The 21,026-nt window shown below is 65.7% G+C and carries 24 protein-coding genes and 3 tRNA genes; 10 read left to right on the plus strand and 17 right to left on the minus strand.

Annotation, left to right across the window (positions count from 1 at the left end; all coding sequences use genetic code 11):
* Positions 1 to 106 precede the first annotated feature (106 nt).
* The 6 genes from CFE35_RS10005 to efp all read right to left on the minus strand — a co-directional run bounded on the left by CFE35_RS10005 (position 107) and on the right by efp (position 4,116).
* Positions 107 to 538, minus strand: a complete 432-nt coding sequence (locus CFE35_RS10005; RefSeq protein ID WP_292930457.1) for an iron-sulfur cluster assembly scaffold protein — start codon at positions 536 to 538, stop codon at positions 107 to 109.
* A complete protein-coding gene (locus CFE35_RS10010) occupies positions 535 to 1,158 on the minus strand; it encodes a CvpA family protein (protein ID WP_292930458.1) in 624 nt (207 codons plus the stop codon). Before CFE35_RS10010 ends, CFE35_RS10005 begins: the two co-directional genes overlap by 4 nt.
* Before the next feature lie 12 nt (positions 1,159 to 1,170).
* Positions 1,171 to 2,538, minus strand: a complete 1,368-nt coding sequence (gene radA, locus CFE35_RS10015) for a DNA repair protein RadA (protein WP_292930459.1) — start codon at positions 2,536 to 2,538, stop codon at positions 1,171 to 1,173.
* A 64-nt stretch (positions 2,539 to 2,602) separates the two neighbouring features.
* Positions 2,603 to 2,686: transfer RNA gene (locus tag CFE35_RS10020), tRNA-Leu, on the minus strand.
* A 35-nt stretch (positions 2,687 to 2,721) separates the two neighbouring features.
* Positions 2,722 to 3,546 (minus strand): inositol monophosphatase family protein, encoded by an 825-nt coding sequence (locus CFE35_RS10025; RefSeq protein WP_292930460.1) that lies wholly within the window; start codon positions 3,544 to 3,546, stop codon positions 2,722 to 2,724.
* Positions 3,547 to 3,552: 6 nt separating this feature from the next.
* On the minus strand, positions 3,553 to 4,116 hold the full coding sequence (gene efp / locus CFE35_RS10030) for an elongation factor P (RefSeq protein WP_292930461.1): 564 nt from the start codon (positions 4,114 to 4,116) through the stop codon (positions 3,553 to 3,555).
* A gap of 120 nt (positions 4,117 to 4,236) precedes the next feature.
* Between efp and CFE35_RS10035 the strand changes: the two genes are divergently transcribed.
* Positions 4,237 to 4,614, plus strand: coding sequence for a hypothetical protein (locus CFE35_RS10035; protein WP_292930462.1), 378 nt, complete (start codon positions 4,237 to 4,239; stop codon positions 4,612 to 4,614).
* A gap of 9 nt (positions 4,615 to 4,623) precedes the next feature.
* Here the strand turns inward: CFE35_RS10035 and thiE are convergent, their stop codons facing one another.
* From thiE to tkt, 6 genes are all read right to left on the minus strand, one after another.
* A complete protein-coding gene (gene thiE / locus CFE35_RS10040) occupies positions 4,624 to 5,253 on the minus strand; it encodes a thiamine phosphate synthase (RefSeq protein WP_292930463.1) in 630 nt (209 codons plus the stop codon).
* A gap of 42 nt (positions 5,254 to 5,295) precedes the next feature.
* Positions 5,296 to 6,195, minus strand: coding sequence for a fructose bisphosphate aldolase (locus CFE35_RS10045; protein WP_292930464.1), 900 nt, complete (start codon positions 6,193 to 6,195; stop codon positions 5,296 to 5,298).
* A 102-nt stretch (positions 6,196 to 6,297) separates the two neighbouring features.
* Complete coding sequence (locus tag CFE35_RS10050; RefSeq protein ID WP_292930465.1) at positions 6,298 to 7,497, minus strand: phosphoglycerate kinase; 1,200 nt, start codon at positions 7,495 to 7,497, stop codon at positions 6,298 to 6,300.
* A complete protein-coding gene (locus CFE35_RS10055; protein ID WP_366557138.1) occupies positions 7,494 to 7,922 on the minus strand; it encodes an MOSC domain-containing protein in 429 nt (142 codons plus the stop codon). The genes CFE35_RS10050 and CFE35_RS10055 overlap by 4 nt, the downstream gene beginning before the upstream one ends.
* A gap of 43 nt (positions 7,923 to 7,965) precedes the next feature.
* Positions 7,966 to 8,973, minus strand: coding sequence for a type I glyceraldehyde-3-phosphate dehydrogenase (gene gap, locus CFE35_RS10060; RefSeq protein ID WP_292930466.1), 1,008 nt, complete (start codon positions 8,971 to 8,973; stop codon positions 7,966 to 7,968).
* A 22-nt stretch (positions 8,974 to 8,995) separates the two neighbouring features.
* Entirely contained in the window at positions 8,996 to 10,963 is a 1,968-nt protein-coding gene (gene tkt / locus CFE35_RS10065; protein ID WP_292930467.1) for a transketolase, read from the minus strand.
* A 160-nt stretch (positions 10,964 to 11,123) separates the two neighbouring features.
* Here tkt and CFE35_RS10070 point away from each other — a divergent pair, with 160 nt between their 5' ends.
* From CFE35_RS10070 to CFE35_RS10095, 6 genes are all read left to right on the plus strand, one after another.
* A complete protein-coding gene (locus CFE35_RS10070; RefSeq protein WP_292930468.1) occupies positions 11,124 to 11,327 on the plus strand; it encodes a hypothetical protein in 204 nt (67 codons plus the stop codon).
* A gap of 27 nt (positions 11,328 to 11,354) precedes the next feature.
* Positions 11,355 to 11,684, plus strand: a complete 330-nt coding sequence (locus CFE35_RS10075) for a cell division protein ZapA (RefSeq protein ID WP_292930469.1) — start codon at positions 11,355 to 11,357, stop codon at positions 11,682 to 11,684.
* 245 nt (positions 11,685 to 11,929) lie between these two features.
* Entirely contained in the window at positions 11,930 to 12,517 is a 588-nt protein-coding gene (locus CFE35_RS10080) for a 5-formyltetrahydrofolate cyclo-ligase (protein ID WP_292930470.1), read from the plus strand.
* Between the two features lie 11 nt (positions 12,518 to 12,528).
* Positions 12,529 to 12,753 (plus strand): DUF2842 domain-containing protein, encoded by a 225-nt coding sequence (locus CFE35_RS10085; RefSeq protein WP_292930471.1) that lies wholly within the window; start codon positions 12,529 to 12,531, stop codon positions 12,751 to 12,753.
* Between the two features lie 136 nt (positions 12,754 to 12,889).
* A tRNA-Asp gene (locus CFE35_RS10090) sits at positions 12,890 to 12,966 on the plus strand.
* 153 nt (positions 12,967 to 13,119) lie between these two features.
* Positions 13,120 to 13,599, plus strand: a complete 480-nt coding sequence (locus tag CFE35_RS10095; protein ID WP_292930472.1) for a hypothetical protein — start codon at positions 13,120 to 13,122, stop codon at positions 13,597 to 13,599.
* A gap of 13 nt (positions 13,600 to 13,612) precedes the next feature.
* Here CFE35_RS10095 and CFE35_RS10100 read toward each other — a convergent pair whose 3' ends face one another.
* From CFE35_RS10100 to CFE35_RS10115, 4 genes are all read right to left on the minus strand, one after another.
* Positions 13,613 to 14,899: a dihydrolipoamide acetyltransferase family protein gene (locus CFE35_RS10100; protein WP_292930473.1), complete on the minus strand. Its 1,287-nt coding sequence runs from the start codon at positions 14,897 to 14,899 to the stop codon at positions 13,613 to 13,615.
* Between the two features lie 4 nt (positions 14,900 to 14,903).
* On the minus strand, positions 14,904 to 15,917 hold the full coding sequence (locus CFE35_RS10105) for an alpha-ketoacid dehydrogenase subunit beta (RefSeq protein ID WP_292930648.1): 1,014 nt from the start codon (positions 15,915 to 15,917) through the stop codon (positions 14,904 to 14,906).
* A 14-nt stretch (positions 15,918 to 15,931) separates the two neighbouring features.
* Entirely contained in the window at positions 15,932 to 17,221 is a 1,290-nt protein-coding gene (locus CFE35_RS10110; protein WP_292930474.1) for a 3-methyl-2-oxobutanoate dehydrogenase (2-methylpropanoyl-transferring) subunit alpha, read from the minus strand.
* Between the two features lie 99 nt (positions 17,222 to 17,320).
* Complete coding sequence (locus CFE35_RS10115; RefSeq protein WP_292930475.1) at positions 17,321 to 18,298, minus strand: thymidylate synthase; 978 nt, start codon at positions 18,296 to 18,298, stop codon at positions 17,321 to 17,323.
* Between the two features lie 106 nt (positions 18,299 to 18,404).
* On the opposite strand from CFE35_RS10115, the gene CFE35_RS10120 reads away from it, so the two are divergent.
* The 3 genes from CFE35_RS10120 (at position 18,405) to CFE35_RS10130 (ending at position 20,494) form a co-directional block, all read left to right on the plus strand.
* A complete protein-coding gene (locus CFE35_RS10120; RefSeq protein WP_292930476.1) occupies positions 18,405 to 18,737 on the plus strand; it encodes a hypothetical protein in 333 nt (110 codons plus the stop codon).
* Positions 18,730 to 20,277, plus strand: a complete 1,548-nt coding sequence (locus tag CFE35_RS10125) for a methyl-accepting chemotaxis protein (protein ID WP_292930477.1) — start codon at positions 18,730 to 18,732, stop codon at positions 20,275 to 20,277. The genes CFE35_RS10120 and CFE35_RS10125 overlap by 8 nt, the downstream gene beginning before the upstream one ends.
* Before the next feature lie 140 nt (positions 20,278 to 20,417).
* A tRNA-Pro gene (locus CFE35_RS10130) sits at positions 20,418 to 20,494 on the plus strand.
* A 77-nt stretch (positions 20,495 to 20,571) separates the two neighbouring features.
* Here the strand turns inward: CFE35_RS10130 and CFE35_RS10135 are convergent.
* Entirely contained in the window at positions 20,572 to 21,024 is a 453-nt protein-coding gene (locus tag CFE35_RS10135) for a DUF3429 domain-containing protein (RefSeq protein ID WP_292930478.1), read from the minus strand.
* Positions 21,025 to 21,026: the final 2 nt, after the last annotated feature.

Genomic DNA, 21,026 nt, shown 5'->3' on the forward strand with positions numbered 1-21,026 from the left:
CCCCATCGGAGCAGCTGCATAGGCCGCCCGCATTCGTGCGTTGATTCCCGGGGCTCTAGCGAAGCCCGCCGCCCGGGGAAAGTGCGCCGCGCCAAACAATTGGAGCTCAAGCCAGCGCGGCGAGCGCCGCATCCCACGCCAGCATGATCGCATCGTGCCGCGCCGAATAGCCAAGCGCCGGTTCGACCAGCGCGATCCCCGGCCAATCGGGCATCGCACCCGCGCCCGCCAGCCAGTCTGCCAGCGTCGCGCGCGCCGTGGCAATCCCGGCCCGGTCGCGGCCCTTCGCTGCGCTGGCAAAGGCATAAGCCGCCGCCTGCCCGATGGCGCAGGCATGGGCGCGCAGGCCGAGCGCAGTGATCCGCCCCGCCGCATCCACCTTCAGCCCCAGCGCCAGCGTGCTCCCGCAGCGCCGCGAGCGCGCCTCGCCCCGCAGAGGGAGGCCATCGTCCCACGCAAAATCGGCCAGCATCGTCGCCGCGCCAAGGATTTCCGGCGTATAGAGCGTGCGCGCCGGGCGGGCGGGCTGGGCCGTCATTCGCCCTCCGCCGCGGTGCTGATCCGCCGCTGCAATTCGCGCCGCGCGGCCTTTTTCGCCGCATTCTTCGCGGCTTTTTCCAGTTCGCTGTCCTTGTCGGCGTCCGCCTTCTTCGCCGCCTTGGCCGCATTCTCGCGGCGCTCGTCGATCATCGTCATCAGTTCCTCGCTTGCCGCATTGAGGAACGGATACGTCCGCGCCGCCGAAATCCATGTCGGCCGCCCGCCTTCGCCCCACACGATGTCATAGCCGAACACCAGCAGCGAAAAGCCCAGGACCATGATGACAAAGCCCTTGATCGCGCCGAAGCCGAAGCCCAGCAACCGGTCGATCGGGCCGAGCACCGAACTGCGGCTGGCACTGCCGACCCATGCCGCCAGCATTTTCGCCGCGAAATAGGGCGCGATGGTCAGGATGCCGAACGCGAGCACTCCCGCCCCCGTCTCACTTTCAAGGTGCGGCGTCAGCAGCACTGTCAGCGGTTCATGGCCATAGCGCACAGCCAGAAGGCCAACGCACCAGGCGAGGAGCGAGAGCACTTCCTCGACAAAGCCGCGAAAGAACCCGCTGATCGCGCAGACCGCAACGATCAGGAAAACAACATAATCGAAGCCGGTCATAGGCCCTGAAATCTACGAGCCGCCCATCACCCGGTCAACCAGGTTCGGCAGAAGTGTTATCGGGGCGTAGTGAATGCCCGGCACTTTTTCCTGCGTGCCTGATGGCCCGTGCGCCTTGTCGAACCCCAGCTTTGCCGCTTCCCGCAAGCGGAGCGAGGAATGCGCCACGGGCCGCACTTCGCCGCTGAGCGAAATCTCCCCGAACCACGCCGAACCGCCGGACAGCGGCCGGTCCGAAAGCGCCGAAATGAGCGCCGCCGCCACCGCAAGGTCCGCCGCCGGATCGGTCAACCGGTAACCGCCGGCGACGTTGAGATAGACTTCGGCGGTCGAGAAGTTGAGCCCGCAGCGCGCTTCGAGCACTGCCAGCAGCATCGCCAATCGTCCGCTATCCCAGCCCACCACCGCGCGGCGCGGCGTCGCCCCGCTCTGCAGCCGCACCGTCAGCGCCTGAATCTCGACCAGCACGGGCCGGGTGCCTTCCAGCGCCGGAAACACCGCGCTGCCCGGCACCGGGTTCTCCCGCCCCGAAAGGAACAGCAGCGAGGGATTGCCGACTTCTTCCAGCCCCGCCCCCGCCATCGCGAACACGCCGATCTCGTCCACCGCGCCGAACCGGTTCTTGAGCGCGCGCAGGATGCGGTACTGGTGGCTGCGCTCGCCTTCGAAGCTCATCACCACGTCGACCATGTGCTCCAGCACGCGCGGCCCCGCGATCGTGCCGTCCTTGGTCACGTGCCCCACCAGAACCAGCGCCGCGCCGCTCACCTTGGCATAGCGGATCAGTTCGAACGCGCAGCCGCGCACCTGGCTCACCGTGCCGGGTGCGCCTTCGATCTGATCGGAATACATCGTCTGGATCGAATCGATCACCACCAGCGCAGGCGGGGCCATCGTGTTCAGCGTGGTCAGGATATCGCGCACCGACGTTGCCGACGCGAGCATGATCGGCGCCTTGCCGAGGCCAAGCCGGTCCGCGCGCAGCCGCACCTGATCTGCCGCTTCCTCACCGCTGATATAGACCGCCGAGCCGCCCGCAGTGGCCACTTGCGCCGCCGCCTGGAGCAGCAGTGTCGATTTGCCGATGCCCGGATCGCCGCCCATCAGGATCGCCGAACCCGGCACAAGGCCCCCGCCCAGCGCCCGGTCAAACTCCGCCAGCCCGGTCTTGCGCCGCTCGGGCAGCTTTACCGGCTGATCGAGCGCGACGAACGCCACCGCCCGCCCGCCACTCGAAAGATCATGCTTGGAGGAAAACACCGTCTCCGGCGCATCCTCCTGCAAGGTGCTCCATTCGTTGCAATCAGGGCACTGCCCCTGCCAGCGAGACGAAACTCCGCCGCAGGCCTGGCAGACATATCGGCGTTTGGGTTTGGCCATGGAAACGGCCTAACGCGAACATAGGGGGAACACAAGCCCGCTTCGCGCTAATTTGATGTGAAGTTGGTGCCCCTGGCCAGACTCGAACTGGCACATCTCTCGATAACCGATTTTGAGTCGGTCGCGTCTACCATTCCACCACAGGGGCACGTGAGGCGGACTTAGCCGCCCCGTTATCTGGCTTCAAGCCGTCTTGATCGCGCCGACAACCAGCTTGTGCAGCTTGGAATGCAGCGCATCGTTGCCGGCCAGCACGGTTTCGGCGCAAATCGGGTGCGAACGGCCGCGATAGTCTGAGACGAACCCGCCCGCCTCGCGCACCAGCAGGCACCCGGCGGCGGTATCCCATGGCTGGAGCGAGCTTTCCCAGAACCCGTCATAGCGGCCCGCAGCCACCCATGCGAGATCGAGCGAGGCGGCACCGAAGCGGCGGATGCCCGCCACGCGCGGGCCGAGTTCGTGGTAGATTCGCGTCCATTCGCCCATGTCGCCCCGGCCCGAAAACGGGATGCCCGTGGCGATCAGCGCTTCGTCCAGATGGCGGCGCGCTGAAACGCGCAGGCGGCGGTCCTGCAGCCACGCGCCGCGAGTCTTTTCGGCCCAGAAGCTTTCGTCGGTGATCGGCTGATAGACGATCCCCGCAGTCACTTCGCCCCAACCCTTGCCGTCGAGCGTCGGCTCCTGCACCGCGATGGAAATCGCGAAGTGCGGAATGCCGTGGAGGAAGTTGCTGGTGCCATCGAGCGGATCGATGATGAAGCGCGGCTTGCCCGGCTCCCCCTCGATGGTTCCGCCTTCTTCCATCACGAAGCCCCAGCCCGGACGGGCCGCGCGCAGTTCGTCCCACAGCGTGCGCTCGGCGTGCTGGTCGGCCTTCGAAACGAAGTCCGCCGGCCCCTTGCGGCTCACCTGGAGATGCTCGACCTCGCCGAAATCACGGCGCAGCCGCTGGCCGGCCTTGCGGGCCGCCTTCTCCATCACCCGCATCAAGCCGGAAAGTGCAGACATGACCGATCAGCCCACCTTGCCGACGTAGGTACGCTCGTAAACGTCCACCACGATGCGCGTGCCGCTGGCGATGAACGGCGGCACCATCACGCGCACGCCGTTGTCGAGGATCGCGGGCTTGAAGCTGGACGAGGCAGTCTGCCCCTTCACCACGGCATCGGCCTCGACGATGGTTGCTTCGACCTGCTCGGGCAGCTGCACCGAAATCGGGCGTTCTTCCCACATTTCGAGCAGCACGGTCATGCCATCCGCAAGGAAAGCCGCCGCATCGCCGAGAAGGTCGGCCGGAAGCGTGATCTGGTCGTAGGTTTCCACGTCCATGAAGATCAGGTCGTCGCCTTCCTTGTAGAGGAACTGGAAGTCCTTGGTATCGAGGCGCACGCGCTCGACCGTGTCGGCGCTGCGGAAGCGCACGTTGGTCTTGCGGCCATCGATCAGGTTCTTCATCTCGACCTGCATGAACGCACCGCCCTTGCCGGGCTGGGTGTGCTGGGTCTTGGCAACCTTCCAGATGCCCTTTTCGTATTCCAGGATATTGCCCGGACGGATGTCCACGCCGCTGATCTTCATGATGGAAAGAGCCCCAAAGAGAGGAAGGAATGGGATTGCACACCGGAGTGCGGAAACGCGGCCCTTAGCGCCAAGCGTCGATTGCTTCAAGCCGCTGCGACATGCTAGCGCGGGGCTGTGATGATCCGCCACGCCATTTACACTCTCGCCGTCCTTTCCGCCGCGCCTGCCATGGCCACGCCGGGCGGCGCGATGGGAACCGCAGCGCAAGGCCGCTGGACTTGCGAACTGCCCGGTGACGCGACGATGCCGCCCACCCCGCAGCCTGACCACGACTTCAGCATCGTGCCCGATTCCAGCTATGTCGTCGGCGGTGAACGCGGCACGTACCTGCTGCTCGGCAACACGTTCACGATGACCTCGGGTCCGTTCTCGGGCCGCCGGTTCGACAAGGTCGGCCTTTCGCTGATCCGGCTCGGCCCGGACGGCAAGCGCGAGGCGCTGCGCTGCGTTCGCGCAGGCTCCGTGCGCGATGATTTCAGCGCGAATACACCCTAGCCGCGCCGCTTAGAGCGCGGCTTGCGCAATCGCCTCATGCAAGGCGCGCACGCCGGCCGCTTCATCCCCGCCCCACACGGCATGGCTGACAGCGAGGAAATCCGCGCCCGCCTGCACCAAGGGCGCACAGTTTGCCACCGTGATCCCGCCGATCGCCACGCAGGGCAATTCAAACAGGCGCGACCACCACGAAAGCAGGTCGAGTTCGGCCACGTGCTTCGTCTCTTTGGTCGAACTCGGGAAGAACGCCCCGAACGCGACATAGTCTGCCCCGGCCTCCCCGGCTTCCATCGCGAGATGGCGGCTGGCGTGGCAGGTCACGCCGATCTGTGCAGCCTTGCCGAGACGCGCGCGGGCATCCGCCACGCTGCCGTCGTCCTGCCCGAGATGCACGCCGTCTGCGCCGAGCCGCTTGGCGAGGCCCACCGAATCGTTGACGATGAAGGCCGTCTCACGGTCCGCGCAGAGGCGCTGCAACGGCTCGGCCAGACGCGCGGCATCGTGCTCAGGCACGTCCTTCACGCGAAACTGGAACGCCGCGACCGGCCCCGCATCGAGCGCGCGGGCAAGCCGGTCGGGGAATGTGCCGCTCACATCGAGCGGCGAGATCAGGTATAGCTGGCAGGCAGGTTCAGACATGACCCGCCCCTAGCCGCCCGCGCGCATCAGCGCAAATGGGGTTCAGACGCTCACCTTCACAGTCGATCCGTGGTGGATCTCGTGGATCGCCGTACCCAGCGCCGCATCGAATTCATGGTCGTCCATGTGATGGCGCAAGTCCTCCAGCAGCGCACGGCTGAAGCTGGCGATGATCCCGTGGTTCTTCGCCAGCTCGATCACCGCATCACCGCGGCTGTAGCCGCCCGAAAGCGCCACCACGCGCAGCACGGCCGGATGCGCGGTGAGCTGTGCGAACAGGCCCGGCTGCAGCGGCAAGGAGAGCTTGAGCATGACCTGCGTGCCCTGCGGCAGCGCGTCCAGAGCCTTGGTCAGCTCGTCCAGCAGGATCGCGTCGCACTCGCTGCGCGTCTCGCTCTTGATGTTCACTTCAGGCTCGATGATCGGCATCAGGCCATGCGCCAGCACCTGCATGGCCAGCTCGAATTGCTGCGCCACCACGGCGGCAATGCCGGAACGGCTTGCCGAATTGATCACCGAACGCTCCTTGGTGCCGAACACGCCGAGCGACTTGGCATGGGTGAGCAGCGCATCCAGTCCCACAATCGGCTTCATCAGCTGCACGCCATCAGCCTCGGCTTCCAGCCCCTGATCGATCTTGAGGAACGGCACCACGCCCTGTTCGATCAGCGCGGTCGGCACCGGAGTCCCGTCCACATCACCGTTCATCGTGCGCTCGAACAGGATCGCGCCGAGCACCTTCTCACCCGAAAACGCACCCGAGCGGATGATCCGGCAGCGCATCTCGTGAATCAGGCCGAACATTTCCTCGTCCGAACCCCACGCGCCCTCTTCAACGCCATAACCCTTGAGCGCCTTGGGGGTCGAACCGCCGCTCTGATCCAATGCCGCGATGAAGCCCTGTCCAGCAGCGATCTTCGACTTCATCTCGGCGTAGTTCATGGCTGATCCCTCATGCAGTGCATTCGTATGCGGGGCCCTTAAAGCGAGTCCTGCCGCACTGCAATATCGCAGCGCGGTTCACCGCCCAATAATTTGAACCGATCAGGCTTCGAGCGCCGCCACACCGGGCAGCACGCGGCCTTCCATCCATTCAAGGAAAGCCCCGCCTGCGGTCGAGATGTAGGAAAAGTCGCCCGACACCCCGGCATGGCTCAGCGCGGCGACAGTATCGCCGCCGCCTGCCACCGAAACCAGCGACCCTTCGCGGGTGAGCGCCGCTGCGGTGCGCGCCAGCGCGACGGTGGCGGCATCGAAGGGCGGCGTTTCGAACGCGCCCATTGGACCGTTCCACACCAGCGTCTTGCAGACCTTGAGCACGTCCGCCAGCGCCTCGGTCGCTGCCGGGCCAACGTCGAGGATCATCTCGTCCGCCGCCACTTCATGCACGTTGCAGGTGCGCAGGCTCGGCGGATTGGCCGAAAATTCCTTCGAGACGACAACATCATAAGGCAGATGCACCGTGCAGCCCGACTTGTCTGCCGCATCGAGGATCGCCTCTGCCGTGGACGCCAGATCATGCTCGCACAGCGACTTGCCGACATCGACTCCGCGCGCGGCGAGGAAGGTGTTGGCCATGCCGCCGCCGATGATCAGATGATCAACCTGGCCGACGAGGTGCTTGAGCACATCGAGCTTGGAAGAAACCTTGGCCCCGCCGACCACGGCCGCGACCGGCCGCTCCGGCGCGCCCAGTGCCTTGCCCAGCGCCTCGAGTTCGGCCTGCATCGAACGGCCCGCATAGGCCGGGAGCACATGCGCCAGACCCTCGGTCGTCGCGTGGGCACGGTGCGCCGCCGAAAAGGCGTCGTTCACATAGATATCGGCGTTGGCGGCAATCGCCTTGACAAGCTCCGGATCGTTCTTTTCCTCGCCCTTCCAGAACCGCGTGTTCTCCAGAACCGCGATCCCGCCTTCGGGGAGGATGCCGACAACCTGCTGCACCACCGGCCCGGCGATTTCAGATACGAACATTACCTCGCGCCCGATCACCCGCTCCACCGCGCCGACGACCATGCTCAGCGACTGGGTGGAAACGCGCTCGCCCTTGGGGCGGCCGAAGTGGGCCAGCAGCAGCACCTTGGCGCCCTTGTCGGCCAGTTCGAGGATCGTCGGCTTGGCGGCCTGCACGCGGGTATCATCGGTCACCGCACCGTCCTGCATCGGCAGGTTGAGGTCCACGCGCACCAGCACGACCTTGCCGCGCACATCGCCCAAATCGTCAAGCGTCTTGAAAGTGCTCATTCCTCGATCCTCACTTCATCGCCCACGGCAATCTCGCCTTCGCTGATCACCCGTCCGCAAATCCCGCCGCGCCAATCGGGCGTCAGCGCGCCGCGCAGGCCATCGCGCAGCGCGTCCATCCGGCTGCACGGATCGCATTCGCAGCGCACTTCGATGCGCAGGCTGTTGCCTATGGCGATCACCCTGCCGCGCACACGTGGCAGACGCACGCCCGAGACCAGCAGATTGGCCCGCCGGTCGGACCAGACGAGGCCATCGGCCCCGCCCAGTTCGTTCATCGCCGCAGCCCAGCTCTCGGCCTCGATCACGGTGATCTGGCGGTTGCCCCGCTTGCCTTCCGGCACGCGCCCCCGGCAATCGCCCTCTAGCCCCATGTCCGGGGTCACGCGCGCGCGATCCAGCACTTCCATAGGCCCGCGGGACACCTTGTGCCGGGCTATGCCCTCAAGACGTCCCGCGCCCATGGGATCAGAGCAGGCCCGCGATCACGCCGGCCGTATCGACCATGCGGTTCGAGAAGCCCCACTCGTTGTCGTACCACGAAAGCACGCGCACCAGCTTGCCGTCGATCACCGAGGTTTCGAGGCTGTCGATGGTCGAGGAGTGCGAATCGTGGTTGTAGTCGATCGAGACCAGCGGCTCGTCGCTGAAGCCGAGCACGCCCTTCATCGGACCTTCCGCCGCCGCCTTGAGCAGGGCATTGACTTCGTCCTTGCTGGTTGCGCGCTTGGGCACGAAGGTCAGGTCGACCACCGAGACGTTCGGAGTCGGCACGCGGATCGCCGAACCGTCGAGCTTGCCCTTCAGTTCGGGCAGAACCTCACCCACCGCGCGGGCAGCGCCAGTGGTGGTGGGGATCATGCTCATCGCGGCAGCGCGGGCGCGGCGCGGATCTTCGTGGATCTGGTCGAGGATCTTCTGATCGTTGGTATAGGCGTGGATCGTCGTCATCAGGCCGTGTTCGATGCCAATGGCATCGTTCAGCACCTTGGCGAACGGCGCGAGGCAGTTCGTGGTGCACGAGGCGTTCGAGACGATGGTATGATTGGCGGTGAGCTGGCCGTGGTTCACGCCGTAAACGACCGTCAGGTCGACGTTCTTGCCCGGGGCCGAGATCAGCACGCGCTTGGCGCCCGCCGCAATGTGCTTCTCGCACGAAGCGCGGTCGGTGAAGAAGCCGGTGCATTCGAGCACGATGTCGATGCCCTGCGCGCCGTGCGGCAAGTTGGCGGGATCGCGCTCGGCGGTCACGGCAATGCGCTTGCCGTTGATGACGAGATCGGTGCCGTCAACTTCGACCGTGCCCGAAAACGCGCCGTGCACGCTGTCACGCTTGAACAGCAGGGCATTGGCCTTCGCGCTGGCGAGGTCGTTGATCGAGACCAGCTCCAGACCGCAGTCCGGCCGCTCGAGGATGGCGCGCGCCACATTGCGCCCGATGCGCCCGAACCCGTTGATCGCAACCTTGGTCGCCATGATAGTGTTCTCCTGGTCTCGTTTAGGAAAGCCGCGCGTGGATGCGCGGCAGGATCTTCTCGGCGGTCAGGCCGAAGTGGTCGTAAAGCACCGGCGCGGGGGCCGATGCGCCGAAGCTGTCGATGCCGATGGTCAGGCCATCGCCGACATACTTCTGCCAGCCCAGCGTGACGCCCGCCTCGATCGAGACCTTGAGCGCGTCTGCCGGCAGCAGATCGGCGCGGTAGGCGGCGTCCTGCTCGTCGAACAGCTCCCAGCACGGGAACGACACGACATCGGCGCCGACGCCTTCGGCTTCGAGCGCCTTCGCGACGTCCATGGCAATCGCCACTTCCGAACCCGTCGCCATCAGCACGACCTTGCGCGTGGCGGAGGCGGTCACAAGGCGGTAGGCCCCCTTCGCGCTCTTCATTTCGGCATCGAAGCGCACCGGCGGCAGGTTCTGCCGGGTCAGCGCCAGCACCGTCGGGCGGTGCGCATTGGCGAGCGCGAGGCTCCACGCTTCCGCCGTCTCGATCGCATCCGCCGGGCGGAACACGAGGAGATTGGGGATCATGCGCAGCGACATGACATGCTCGACCGGCTGGTGCGTCGGGCCGTCTTCGCCAAGGCCGATGGAATCGTGCGTGAACACATAGACCGCGCGCAGATGCTGGAGCGCCGACATGCGCACCGCGTTGCGGCAATAGTCCGAGAACACGAGGAACGTGCCGCCATAGGGGATCACGCCGCCGTGCAGCGCCATGCCGTTCATCGCGGCGGCCATGCCGAACTCGCGGATGCCGTAATAGACATAGCGCCCGCCGTAGCTGTCCTTGGTCAGCGGGCCGGTCGCCTTGGTCTTGGTGTTGTTCGAACCCGTGAGATCCGCCGAACCACCTACCATTTCGGGGATCGCAGCAGTCAGGGCTTCCAGCGCCATCTCGCTCGACTTGCGCGTGGCGACCGTCGGCGGGGTGGCGATCAGGCTTTCGACATACGCCGCCGCCCCGGTATCGGCCGGCAGTTCACCTGCCATGCGCCGCGCCAACTCAGCCCCTTGCGGATGCGCCGCCGCGCGCGCTTCCCACGCAGCCCTTGCGGCCGAACCCTGCGCACCAGCAGCGCGCCAGTTAGCCAGAATGTCTACCGGGATTTCGAACGGCGCCGAAGTCCAGCCCAGATATTCGCGGGCCGCCTCGATCTCGCTCTTGCCCAGCGGCGAGCCGTGGACATTGTGTCCGCCCTGCTTGTTGGGCGCGCCCTTGCCGATCACCGTGCGGCACGAGACGAGCGAGGGGCGCGGATCGGCGGCGGCTTCGGCCAGCGCGCGGGCGATATCGGCAAAGTCATGCCCGTCGCAGCTGGCGGTGTGCCACCCGCTGGCGGCATAGCGCGCAAGGATGTCTTCGGTGGTCGAAAGCGAGGTATCGCCATCGATCGTGATCTTGTTGTCGTCCCACAGCACGTTGAGGTGGCCAAGGCCGAGCGTACCGGCCAGACCCACGGCTTCGTGGTTCACGCCTTCCATCAGGCAGCCATCGCCCGCGATCACCCAGGTCTTGTGATCGACCAGATCGCTGCCGAACGTCGCATTGAGGTGGCGTTCGGCAATCGCCATGCCCACTGCCATCGCCACGCCCTGGCCCAGCGGGCCGGTGGTGCATTCCACGCCTTCCAGCATGTCGTTTTCCGGGTGACCCGCGCAGGGGCTGCCCAGCTGGCGGAACTTGCGGATGTCGTCCATCGTCGGCGCGGCATAGCCGGTCAGGTGCAGCAGCGCATAAATCAGCATCGAGCCATGGCCCGCCGAAAGCACGAAACGATCGCGGTCCGCCCACTTGGGCGCGGCGGGATCATACTTCAGGAACTGGCTGAACAGCACGGTCGCCACATCGGCCATGCCCATCGGCATGCCGGGGTGCCCCGAATTGGCGGCCTCGACCGCATCCATCGCCAGCGCGCGGATGGCGTTTGCCATCGGCGCCAGTACGGCCTGATCCCGTTCCATCACCTAGTCCTGACCTTCGATCCCGCAGCCAATGCCGCGCTGCAACCGCCGATTCGGCAGCGGGCTCTCTTTGGGAGCGCTCCTTGATAGCGTCAAGGTTGGGGAAACTGGTGGCCATCCCGGCTTGCGAGGTTAGGCAATTGTGCTAGCGATCAGCCTCATGACCACGCAGGCGCAGGATTCTCCGCTCGAAGCGGCCCTCGGCAGGATCGAGCAGGCGCTTGCCCGCCTCGAAGCCGCCGTGGCCGCAACGCCCCCGCCCGCCGAAGTGGCAGAGCTGCGCACGCGGCACCGCAGGCTCAAGGAGCGGGTCACGCAGGAAATCGAGCAACTCGATCTGCTGCTCGCCAATCTTCCCCAGTAAGCCCCAGATGATCAGGCCCCTCCTCCCATGAGCAACGTCACCCTGACCATCGGCGGCCGCCCCTACACTGTCTCGGCAGCAGACGGCGAGGAAGCGCATATCGAGATGCTCGGCCGGATGGTCGCCGAACGCGCGGCGCGCGGCGGCGGCGGCCCGGGGCAGAGCGAGCCGCGCATGTTGCTGTTCGCGGCGCTGATGCTGGCGGACGAACTGCACGAACTCCACCGCCAGATGCCGCCCCCGCAAGATACCGCCGAGCAGCCTGCTGCGCCTGAACCTACCGCTGAAGTCATCGCGCGCATCGAAACGCTGGCCGCGCGCGTCGAGGCCCTCGCCGCGCATCTCTCCGAAGCATGAGACTGCGCCCGGCCCTTGAGAAACCGGCCGGTCTCTCCTAGATAGGGTCTGACGGGTACTGCCCGGCACGTGCCACATGAAATCCCTGAGGCTATAAGCAAAATCCTTGGGGGCTGTCCCTGCCCTGGCCCTGGCCCTGGTATATGGTCCCCACCTGACGTGAACGCGTCAGAGGATTCTCCTGGAAACGACCCATGGTGGTCCCGTCACCCCCGGCACGCGCCCCCTTTGAAACGAGACCGCCGATGAACGCAGATCCCGCTTCCGCCAAGGCGGGCTTGCGCAAGGCCCTGCGCGCTGCCCGGCGCGAGCATGTCGCCGCGCTCGATCCGCGCGTGAAGGCCCTGCTGTTCAAGCGCCCGCCTGCCGCGCTGGGCGCGCTCGTCGCTCCGGGTGCTGTGGTCGGCCTTTATACTGCCATCGGCGATGAAGCACCCACGGCTGCCTATGCCGGCCACTTCCACGAAGCGGGGCACAGAATCGCGATGCCGTGGTTCGCCGCGCACGGTGCGCCGATGGCGTTTCGCCACTGGGCATCGCCGCATCTGGACGACCTGCTGGAGCCCGGCCCCTATCGCGCGCCGCAGCCCCTGGGCGATGCCGAGGCGCTCATCCCCGATGTCCTGTTCGTCCCCCTTGTCGGCTTCACCGCCGACGGACAGCGGCTTGGGCAAGGCGGCGGGCACTATGATCGCTGGCTGGAGCAATACCCGCATGTTCCCGCCATCGGCATGGCGTGGGACAGCCAGCTTGCCGAAGCCTTGCCCACCGAGGCGCATGACAGGCCGCTCGCCGCAGTGGTAACGCCCACGCGCCTTTACGGCCCCTTTTGAGCGGAACCGACATGAACGATCCCGAATCCTACAAGCCAACCTGGCGCAAGCCTTTCGGCATCCTCGCGCTGGTCCTTGCTCTGTTCGGCTATGCGCTGATCGTCGCGGGCCTGTCCGGCCCGATCAGCACCCTGCCAGTGCTGGTGCAGACCCTCGTCTACATCATTCTCGGCACGGTGTGGCTGCTGCCGCTGCGCCGCTTCCTCATCTGGATGGAAACCGGGCGCTGGGGCTGATTCCCGCATGGCTTGCGCTCTGACGAAGCATCTTTTCCAGCCTCCTCGGAGAAAATTCAAGGCCGGGAAAAAATTGCTGCGCAAGGGCGTTGACAGCCTGCGAGGTCTGCCATAGAGGCGGCGCTCCCAAGGGTGAGCGGGTGTAGCTCAGTTGGTTAGAGTATCGGCCTGTCACGCCGAGGGTCGCGGGTTCAAGTCCCGTCACTCGCGCCATTGGGAAGACGAAAAAGGCACCTCCGGGTGCCTTTTTCTTTGCCTGCCGCAGATGCGATCCAAACTGCGCAAGCCCCATTAACCAAACTTTATCGGAACACATGCCAGAACGGACCTATCGGCGCAGGGGGCGCCCAAGGGGTTCGTGAGGCAATGTACAAGGCGGTCCTTCCAGCAATGGTCGTCGCGGGCGCGGCAAGCGCAGCACTCGTGCCTGCTGCGGCACATGCCGCTGCCGCGAGTGTGCAGTTTGCCAGCGATGTCTTCGTCGAACGCTTCCAGCCCGCGCCCGGCGGCCGCACCGCCCGCATCCTCGAACGCGCCGATCAGTTGCGTCCGGGTGACCGGGTGATTTTCGTGGTCAACTGGTCGGGCCGCAAGGACGGCGGCTTCACCGTCACCAATCCGCTGCCGCGCACCATCGCGTTCGCCGGGGCGACCGACGAGACGCAGGAAGTCTCGGTTGATGGCGGCCGCACCTGGGGAGCGCTCGAAATGCTCAGCGTGCGCGATGCCGCTGGCCGCGCCCGCCCTGCCCATGCCGCAGAGGTCACCCACTTGCGCTGGCGCATCCCTGCCCCGCAGGCGCTAACCGGCGGCGGCCAGATGACCTGGCGCGGCGTCGTTCGTTGATAGAAGGTGCGCGCTAGTCCGCCAGCAGCAGCACCGGCGTCTCGATCAGCCGCTTGAGTGCCTGCACAAAGCTCGCCGCATCCCAGCCATCGACCACGCGGTGATCGCAGCTGATCGACACGTTCATCAGCTTGCGCTTCTCGATCCGTTCGCCGCCCCCAGAACGGTTAGACTCGTCGGGCACGAACATCGGCCGCTCGACAATGCGGTTCGGCCCGATGATCGCCACTTCGGGCCGATTGATCACCGGCGTCGTCGCCACCCCGCCCAGCGCGCCGAGCGACGTGATCGTGATCGTCGAACCCGATAGCTCGCCCGAAGTCGCCGTCCCGCTGCGCGCCGCATCGGCCAGCCGCACGATTTCATGCGCAAGCTGCCACAAGTTGCGATCCTGCGCGTCGCGGATCACCGGCACCATCAGCCCGCCAGGCGTCTGCGTCGCCATGCCCAAGTGCACCGCGCCGTGCCGCGTCACCACACCTGCCTCGTCGTCATAGCGGGCGTTGAGCATGGGATAATCCGGCAGCGTCTTGCAGATCGCGGTGATCAGCAGCGGCAGCATCGTAAGCTTGGGCTTCGCGCCCCGCGCATCATTCAGCTGCGCGCGCATCGCCTCAAGCGCGGTGACATCGCATTCCTCGACATAAGTGAAATGCGGAATGGCGCGCTTGGATGCCGCCATGTTCTCGGCAATCCGGCGGCGCAGGCCGATGACCTTGATCGTCTCGTCTGCATGGCGCGAACCGGCGGGGCGATAGCCGCCGCCTGCATTGTAGGCGAGGAACGCGTCCAGATCGGCATGGCGTACACGGCCCGCTTCCGAAGGCTTCACTTCGGCGAGGTCGATGCCCAGTGCCTCTGCCCGTGCACGCACGGCGGGGCTAGCGAGTACCTTGGATGGCCGCTCAAAGGGGTTCGGGTTCTCTGAACGCACTGCGACAGATACTGGCTCTGGCACGATTGGCACCGCCTCCACCGGCTTCTCAACCGGCACTTCAACCACAACCTCCGCTCGCCCTGAGCCTGTCGAAGGGCCAGACGCAGGCTCGGCCTCATCCCCCTCGGTCTCGATCACCACCAGCGGCGAGCCGATCGCGATCACATCGCCCACCTCGCCCGCAATCGAGACGATCCGCCCCGAAACCGGGCTTTCCATCTCGACCGTCGCCTTGTCGGTCATCAGATCGGCCACGCGCCCATCCTCGGCCACCACATCGCCGACCTTGACGTGCCAAGCGACGATCTCGGCCTCGGCAATACCTTCGCCGATATCGGGCAGGCGGAACGTGAAAGTACCCATCGGCTCAAGCCTTCAGCAAACGGTCAACAGCCTCGCCAATGCGGACCGGACCCGGAAAATACGCCCATTCAAGGCTATGCGGATAGGGCGTATCAAACCCCGTCACGCGCTCGATGGGGGCCTCAAGGCTGTAGAAACAGCGCTCCTGCACCAGCGCGGAAAGCTCAGCGCCAAAGCCGCTGGTGCGCGTCGCCTCGTGGACGATCAGACACTTGCCGGTCTTGCGCACCGAAGCCTCGATTGTCTCGATATCCAGCGGCACCAGCGTGCGCAGGTCGATGATCTCGGCGTCCACGCCCTTTTCGGCCAGCACCGCCTGCGCCACATGAACCATCGTGCCATAGGCAAGCACCGTCATCGCCTCGCCTTCGCGCACCACCCGCGCCTTGCCCAGCGGGATGCGGTAGTACCCTTCCGGCACCGCTCCATCCTTGTGGCGCGACCACGGCTCGACCGGCTTGTCGTAGTATCCGTTGAACGGACCGTTGTAGATGCGCTTGGGCTCGAAGAAGATCACCGGATCGTTGTCTTCGATGGCCGCGATCAGCAGCCCCTTGGCATCGTGCGGCGTGCTGGGGATCACTGTCTTGATCCCCGAAACATGGGTAAACAGCGCCTCCGGGCTCTGGCTGTGCGTCTGTCCGCCGAAGATGCCGCCGCCAAACGGCGAGCGCACCGTGATCGGCGCGGTAAACTCGCCCGCCGAACGATAGCGCAGCCGCGCCGCTTCGGAGACGAGCTGATCCAGCCCCGGATAGATATAATCGGCAAACTGGATTTCCGGCACCGGACGCAGGCCATAAGCCCCCATCCCCACCGCCACGCCGATGATCCCGCATTCGCTGATCGGCGTATCGAACACCCGCGTGCGGCCATATTTCTTCTGCAGCCCCGCCGTCGCGCGGAACACCCCACCGAAATAGCCGACATCCTCGCCCATCACGACGATATTGCTGTCGCGCGCCATCATGACGTCGAGCGCATCATTGATCGCCTCAATCATGTTGAGCTTCTTCATGGGAAGGTCCTCGCTCACGAGTCTTCCTCCTTCCACTCAGGCCATTTGATCCGGCGCTCGCGGATTGCCTGCTCGCTCTGCTCCTTGAGGTGCCAGGGCAGTTCCTCGAACACGTCCTCGAACAGCGTGCGGAACGGGTGGTGCAGGCCGTGGCCCAGCACGCCATTGGCCTCCGCCGCCTTGGCAGCCGCTTTCACCTGTTCAGCCAGTTCCAGATCCATCGCCGCATGGGCTTCCGGCGTCCATTCGCCCAAGGCTTCGAGATGCGCCGCCAGCCGCGCAATCGGATCGCCCAGCGGCCACTCGCTGCGCTCCTGCACCGAACGGTACTGCCCCGGATCGTCCGAGGTGGAATGCCCTTCCGCCCGGTACGTGAAGTGCTCGATCAGCGTCGGCCCGCCATTGGCCCGCGCGCGATTCGCCGCCCAGCGCGATGCGGCATAGACCGCCAGCGGATCGTTGCCGTCCACCCGCAGCCCGGCGATCCCATAGCCGATAGCCCGCGCCGCAAAGGTCGTCCGCTCCGCTCCGGCAAAGCCAGAAAAGCTCGAAATCGCCCACTGGTTGTTGACGACATTGAACACCACTGGCGCGTTATAGACCGCCGCAAAGGTCATCGCCGAATGGAAATCACCCTCCGCCGTCGAGCCTTCGCCCAGCCACGCCGCAGCAATGCGCGTATCCCCCTTGATCGCGCTCGCCATCGCCCAGCCCACCGCTTGCGGATACTGCGTGGCCAGATTGCCCGAGATCGAAAAGAACGAAGCCTCGCGCGCCGAATACATGATCGGCAGTTGCCGCCCCTTCAGCTTGTCCGCCTTGTTCGAATAGATCTGGTTGATCATGTCGACCATCGGATAGCCGCGCGCGATCAGAATGCCCTGTTGGCGGTACGAGGGGAACACCATGTCGTCGCTGGCGAGCGCCATGGCCGGGGCAATCGAGGTCGCCTCCTCGCCGGTGCACTTCATGTAGAAGCTGGTCTTGCCCTGCCGCTGGCCGCGATACATCCGGTCATCGAACGCGCGCGTCAGCGCCATCAGCCGCAGCATCCGCCGCAGGGTCTCGGGATCGAGCTTGGGATCCCACGGGCCGACAGCCTTGTGATCCTCGCCCAGCACGCGCACCAGATCGAGGCACAGGCCATGCGTTTCGTTCGCCGCGCAGCTCTCGTCGGGCCGCGCCTGCGCACCCGCTTTCGGGATCACCAGATGGCTGTAATCCACCGCATCGCCGGGACGGAATTTCGGCTCGGGCACATGCAATTGCAGCGGTGGCAGGTTGCTCCGGGGTCCCTCGGTCATACGCAGATCACCAGCATCGGTCACTCCCGGCGCGTCTCCGGCATGAGACGCATTATTAGCTCACCGCATAATATTATTACAACGCACTTTCCGAGTCAATCAAACCGCAACGGGTGCCGAAATAGGAGCCTGCGGGGCATAATCGCTCACCACAAAGTCCTCGATCCGGTAGTCGAAGATCGATTCCGGCCGCCGCACGATCTCCAGTTTCGGGCTCCCATCCGGCACGCGCGCCAACTGCGCTTCCACCAGGTCTGTATGGTTCAGATAGAGGTGCGTATCGCCTCCCATCCACACCAGCTCACCCGGTTCAAGGTCGCACTGCTGCGCCAGCATCCGGATGAACAGCGCCCCGCCCCACAAGTTGAACGGCAGCCCCAGCGCCACGTCGCAACTGCGCTGATAAAGCAGCCCCGAGAGCTTGCCGTCCGCGACATGGAACTGATAGGTCTTGTGGCACGGCGGCAGGGCCATCTGGTCCAGCTCCGCTACGTTCCACCCTTCCACGATATGGCGGCGGCTTCCGGGATTCTTGCGTAGGCTCTCGACGACTTCGGCCACCTGATTCACGCCTTCGGCCCGGCGCGCAAACAGCCCCTCACCCGCCGGCTCGTAAACCGGCCAGTCCGTCCACTGCTTTCCGTAGACCGGCCCCAGATCGCCCCACTGCGCCGCGAAGGCTTCATCTGCCACGATCCGCGCTGAAAAGTCCTTGCGGCTGATCACCTCGCCCGTCTCGCGTCGATAGCGATCCAGCGGCCAGTCGGTCCAGATCTCCACCCCTTGCTCGCACAGCTCGCGGATATTGGTCCGTCCGGTGAGGAACCACAGGAATTCGCGCGTCGCGGTCTTCCAATAGACGCGCTTGGTTGTCAGCAGCGGCATTGCCCCGTCTGCCAGATCAAACCGCAGCTGCGCGCCAAACACGCTGCGCGTACCCACGCCCGTGCGGTCCACCCGCTCGTCGCCCTGTTCCCAGATGCGGCGCATCAGGTCGAGGTATTGCTGCTCGGGATGCGTGCCCGGATTGCTTTTGGGCGGCGCGGGGACTCGCGAAGGGGAAGCGGCTGTGGCCATGCGCAACTGTCTAACCGCGTCCAGCCATGCTGACCAGCGCCCGGAATACGCAGTTAACCTTAACCCCGCCCTTCACCGCCTTAAGTCCGCATCGGACTATATCGAAATGATGCCTGCCCCCACCGCCTCCCTGCCGCTTCCGCGCCTTGCGCTCGCCGCCCAAGGCGCGGTGCTGGCCGCCGTTGTCGCGTTGGCCGAACTCGCGCCCCGCCCCGGCCTTGCCGCGCTCTATCTGCCGCTGCTGCCCGCACACCGCCACGCCGCGCTCGATTGGGCCTTGGCCAACGGTGCCGCGCTGAACGGCAAGGGACCGCTTGGCGGCCTCATCCTCACCGCGCCGCCCCCCGGCCTTGGCACCCGCGCGCTGCGCGAAGGTGCGCTCGCCATCGCTATCCCCACCTTTCTCTGCCAGCCCTCGAAAGCACCGCCCCATGGATGAACTCCTCGCCGTCCGCCGCAATGGCCTCAAGGTTCTGGCCGCCACGTGCCTTCTGACGCTGCTCATCATCGGCGGCGGCGGGTTGCTAGCATCAAGCGGCGTGCTGCCCCTCCTGCTCGCGCTGGCGGTAACAGGGATCCCCTTGTGGCTGGTGATGCAGGGACATGCCGATCCCGCAACCCGCCTCGCCATGGGGAGCGCGGTTGCCGCACTCCCCATGATCCTGCTCTATCAATGGGCCGGTTCGCCGCTGATGGTTGATATCCACATGATCTTCTTTGCCGCGCTCGCGATGATCGCGGTCATGGCCGATTGGCGGCCCGTGGTCTGCGCCGCCGGGCTGATCGCAGTGCACCACCTGCTCGGAAACATCCTTGCGCCGGGCATCATCTGGACCGGCAGCAGCGAATTGGCGCGCGTGCTATTCCACGCTGTCGTCGTGGTGCTGGAGATGGGCGTTCTCGTTATTCTGTGCGAACAGGTTGCGCGTCTCGTCGTCAACCAGGCCTTGGCGAACGCGGAACGCGCGCGGCTGGAGGCGGAAGCCGCCGCCGAACGCAACCGCATCGCCGCCGAACAGGCGCTTGTCATCACAGCACTTGGCACGCGGCTGGATGCCCTTGCCGATGGCGATCTTGCCGCGCGGATCGAAACCGCATTCCCTCCCGCCTACGAAGCCCTGCGCACAGCCTTGAACAGCGCGGTCGCCGATCTCGATCGCCTGCTTGGCCGCGTGGCCCAGGCGGCAAGCCAGATGGCGTCAGGCTCGGGCGAAATCCGTACCGCGTCGGACGATCTTGCCCGGCGGACCGAGGAGCAGGCCAATGCCATCGCCAGGAACAGCGAAGATACGAATCGCCTCTCGGCCGATATCCGCACCTCTGCCAAATCAGCCGAATCAACCAACCGCGCGACGGCGGCGGCACAGGATCACGCCGTGACCGGGGGTGCCGTGGTCGAACGCGCCGTTTCGGCCATGACCGCGATCGAACAGTCCTCTAAAGAAATCTCGCAGATCGTCACGATCATCGACGGGATTGCCTTCCAGACCAACCTGCTTGCCCTCAACGCCGGGGTCGAAGCGGCCCGCGCCGGGGAGGCCGGCAAGGGTTTTGCCGTGGTCGCCACCGAAGTGCGCGCACTCGCGCAGCGCAGCGCCGATGCCGCGCACGACATAAAGTCGCTCATCACGGCATCCTCCGCGCAAGTCGTCAACGGCGTCGAACTGGTGGGCGAAACCGGCACCGTCTTGCGCCAGATCGTGGACCAGATAACCGGCATCAGTGGCGCGATTGGCGCGATTGCCAAAGAAGCGGCGCAGCAGGCCGATGATCTGGGCACCGTCAATGCCAGTTTCTCCCGGATCGACAAGTTCACCCAGCAGAACGCGGCAATGGTGGAGGAAAGCAACGCCGCCGCGCACAGCCTGCTGCGCGAGGCCGAGACGCTGCGGGAGCTGGTCGCCCGCTTCCGCCTGTCCACCCATCAGACGGCAGGCACCCCGCACACCGCCGCAACGCCGCTCAGCTACGCAGCCTGAGGGGTCTGGCCGAGCCTTTCACTGCAGACATGCAAATTCTTGCAAAAAGGGTGCTTGTCACCCTCGAATCCCCCGCCTATAGCGCGCCCCTGCCTCGCTTCCGGGTGGCCTCTTGGGTCCCTCGGAAGTGAACGATCGGTCGGGGAATAGCTCAGCCTGGTAGAGCACTGTCTTCGGGAGGCAGGGGCCGGAGGTTCGAATCCTCTTTCCCCGACCACTTCGTTTCATTGAGGAAAATCGGGCCGTTCAGGCCCGATTTTTTTATGCCCAATGGCAGCATAAGCAGCCGCGCAGTTAAAGCCCCGAAGCGCGCTCCGCCATCAGCCCGATCACCACGCTTAATCCGCCCAGCAGGACCGAAAGGTTGCGCCGCAGCGCCAGCCAGCCTTCGGGCTTCAGGCCAATCGCCATGTCGACCAGCGGTGAGGCCGCCAGGCAGATTCCCAGAACGATCAGTTCCGGCCCCGGCCAGCTCCACCCCGCCATCCACGGCCACCACAGCGCCAGCGCGATCAGCGATGGCATGACGCCCGCCAGAAAGATCCAGCGCGGGCTTTCGGGCCGGGCGATGCCGATGCCCCACCATACCCCGCCCAGAAAACTGAAGATCAGCGCCGCATAAGCATAGGCCAGCGCCAGCGCAGTCCACGCCCACTCGCCGCCCTTGAACACCGCCAGCAGCGCCGCCACTTGCGGCAGGAGGCCCGCGTAGCCCAGCGCCCGCGCGCTTTCCGAAACTCGCTTCAACT

The sequence above is a fragment of the Novosphingobium sp. PASSN1 genome, from assembly GCF_002278815.1.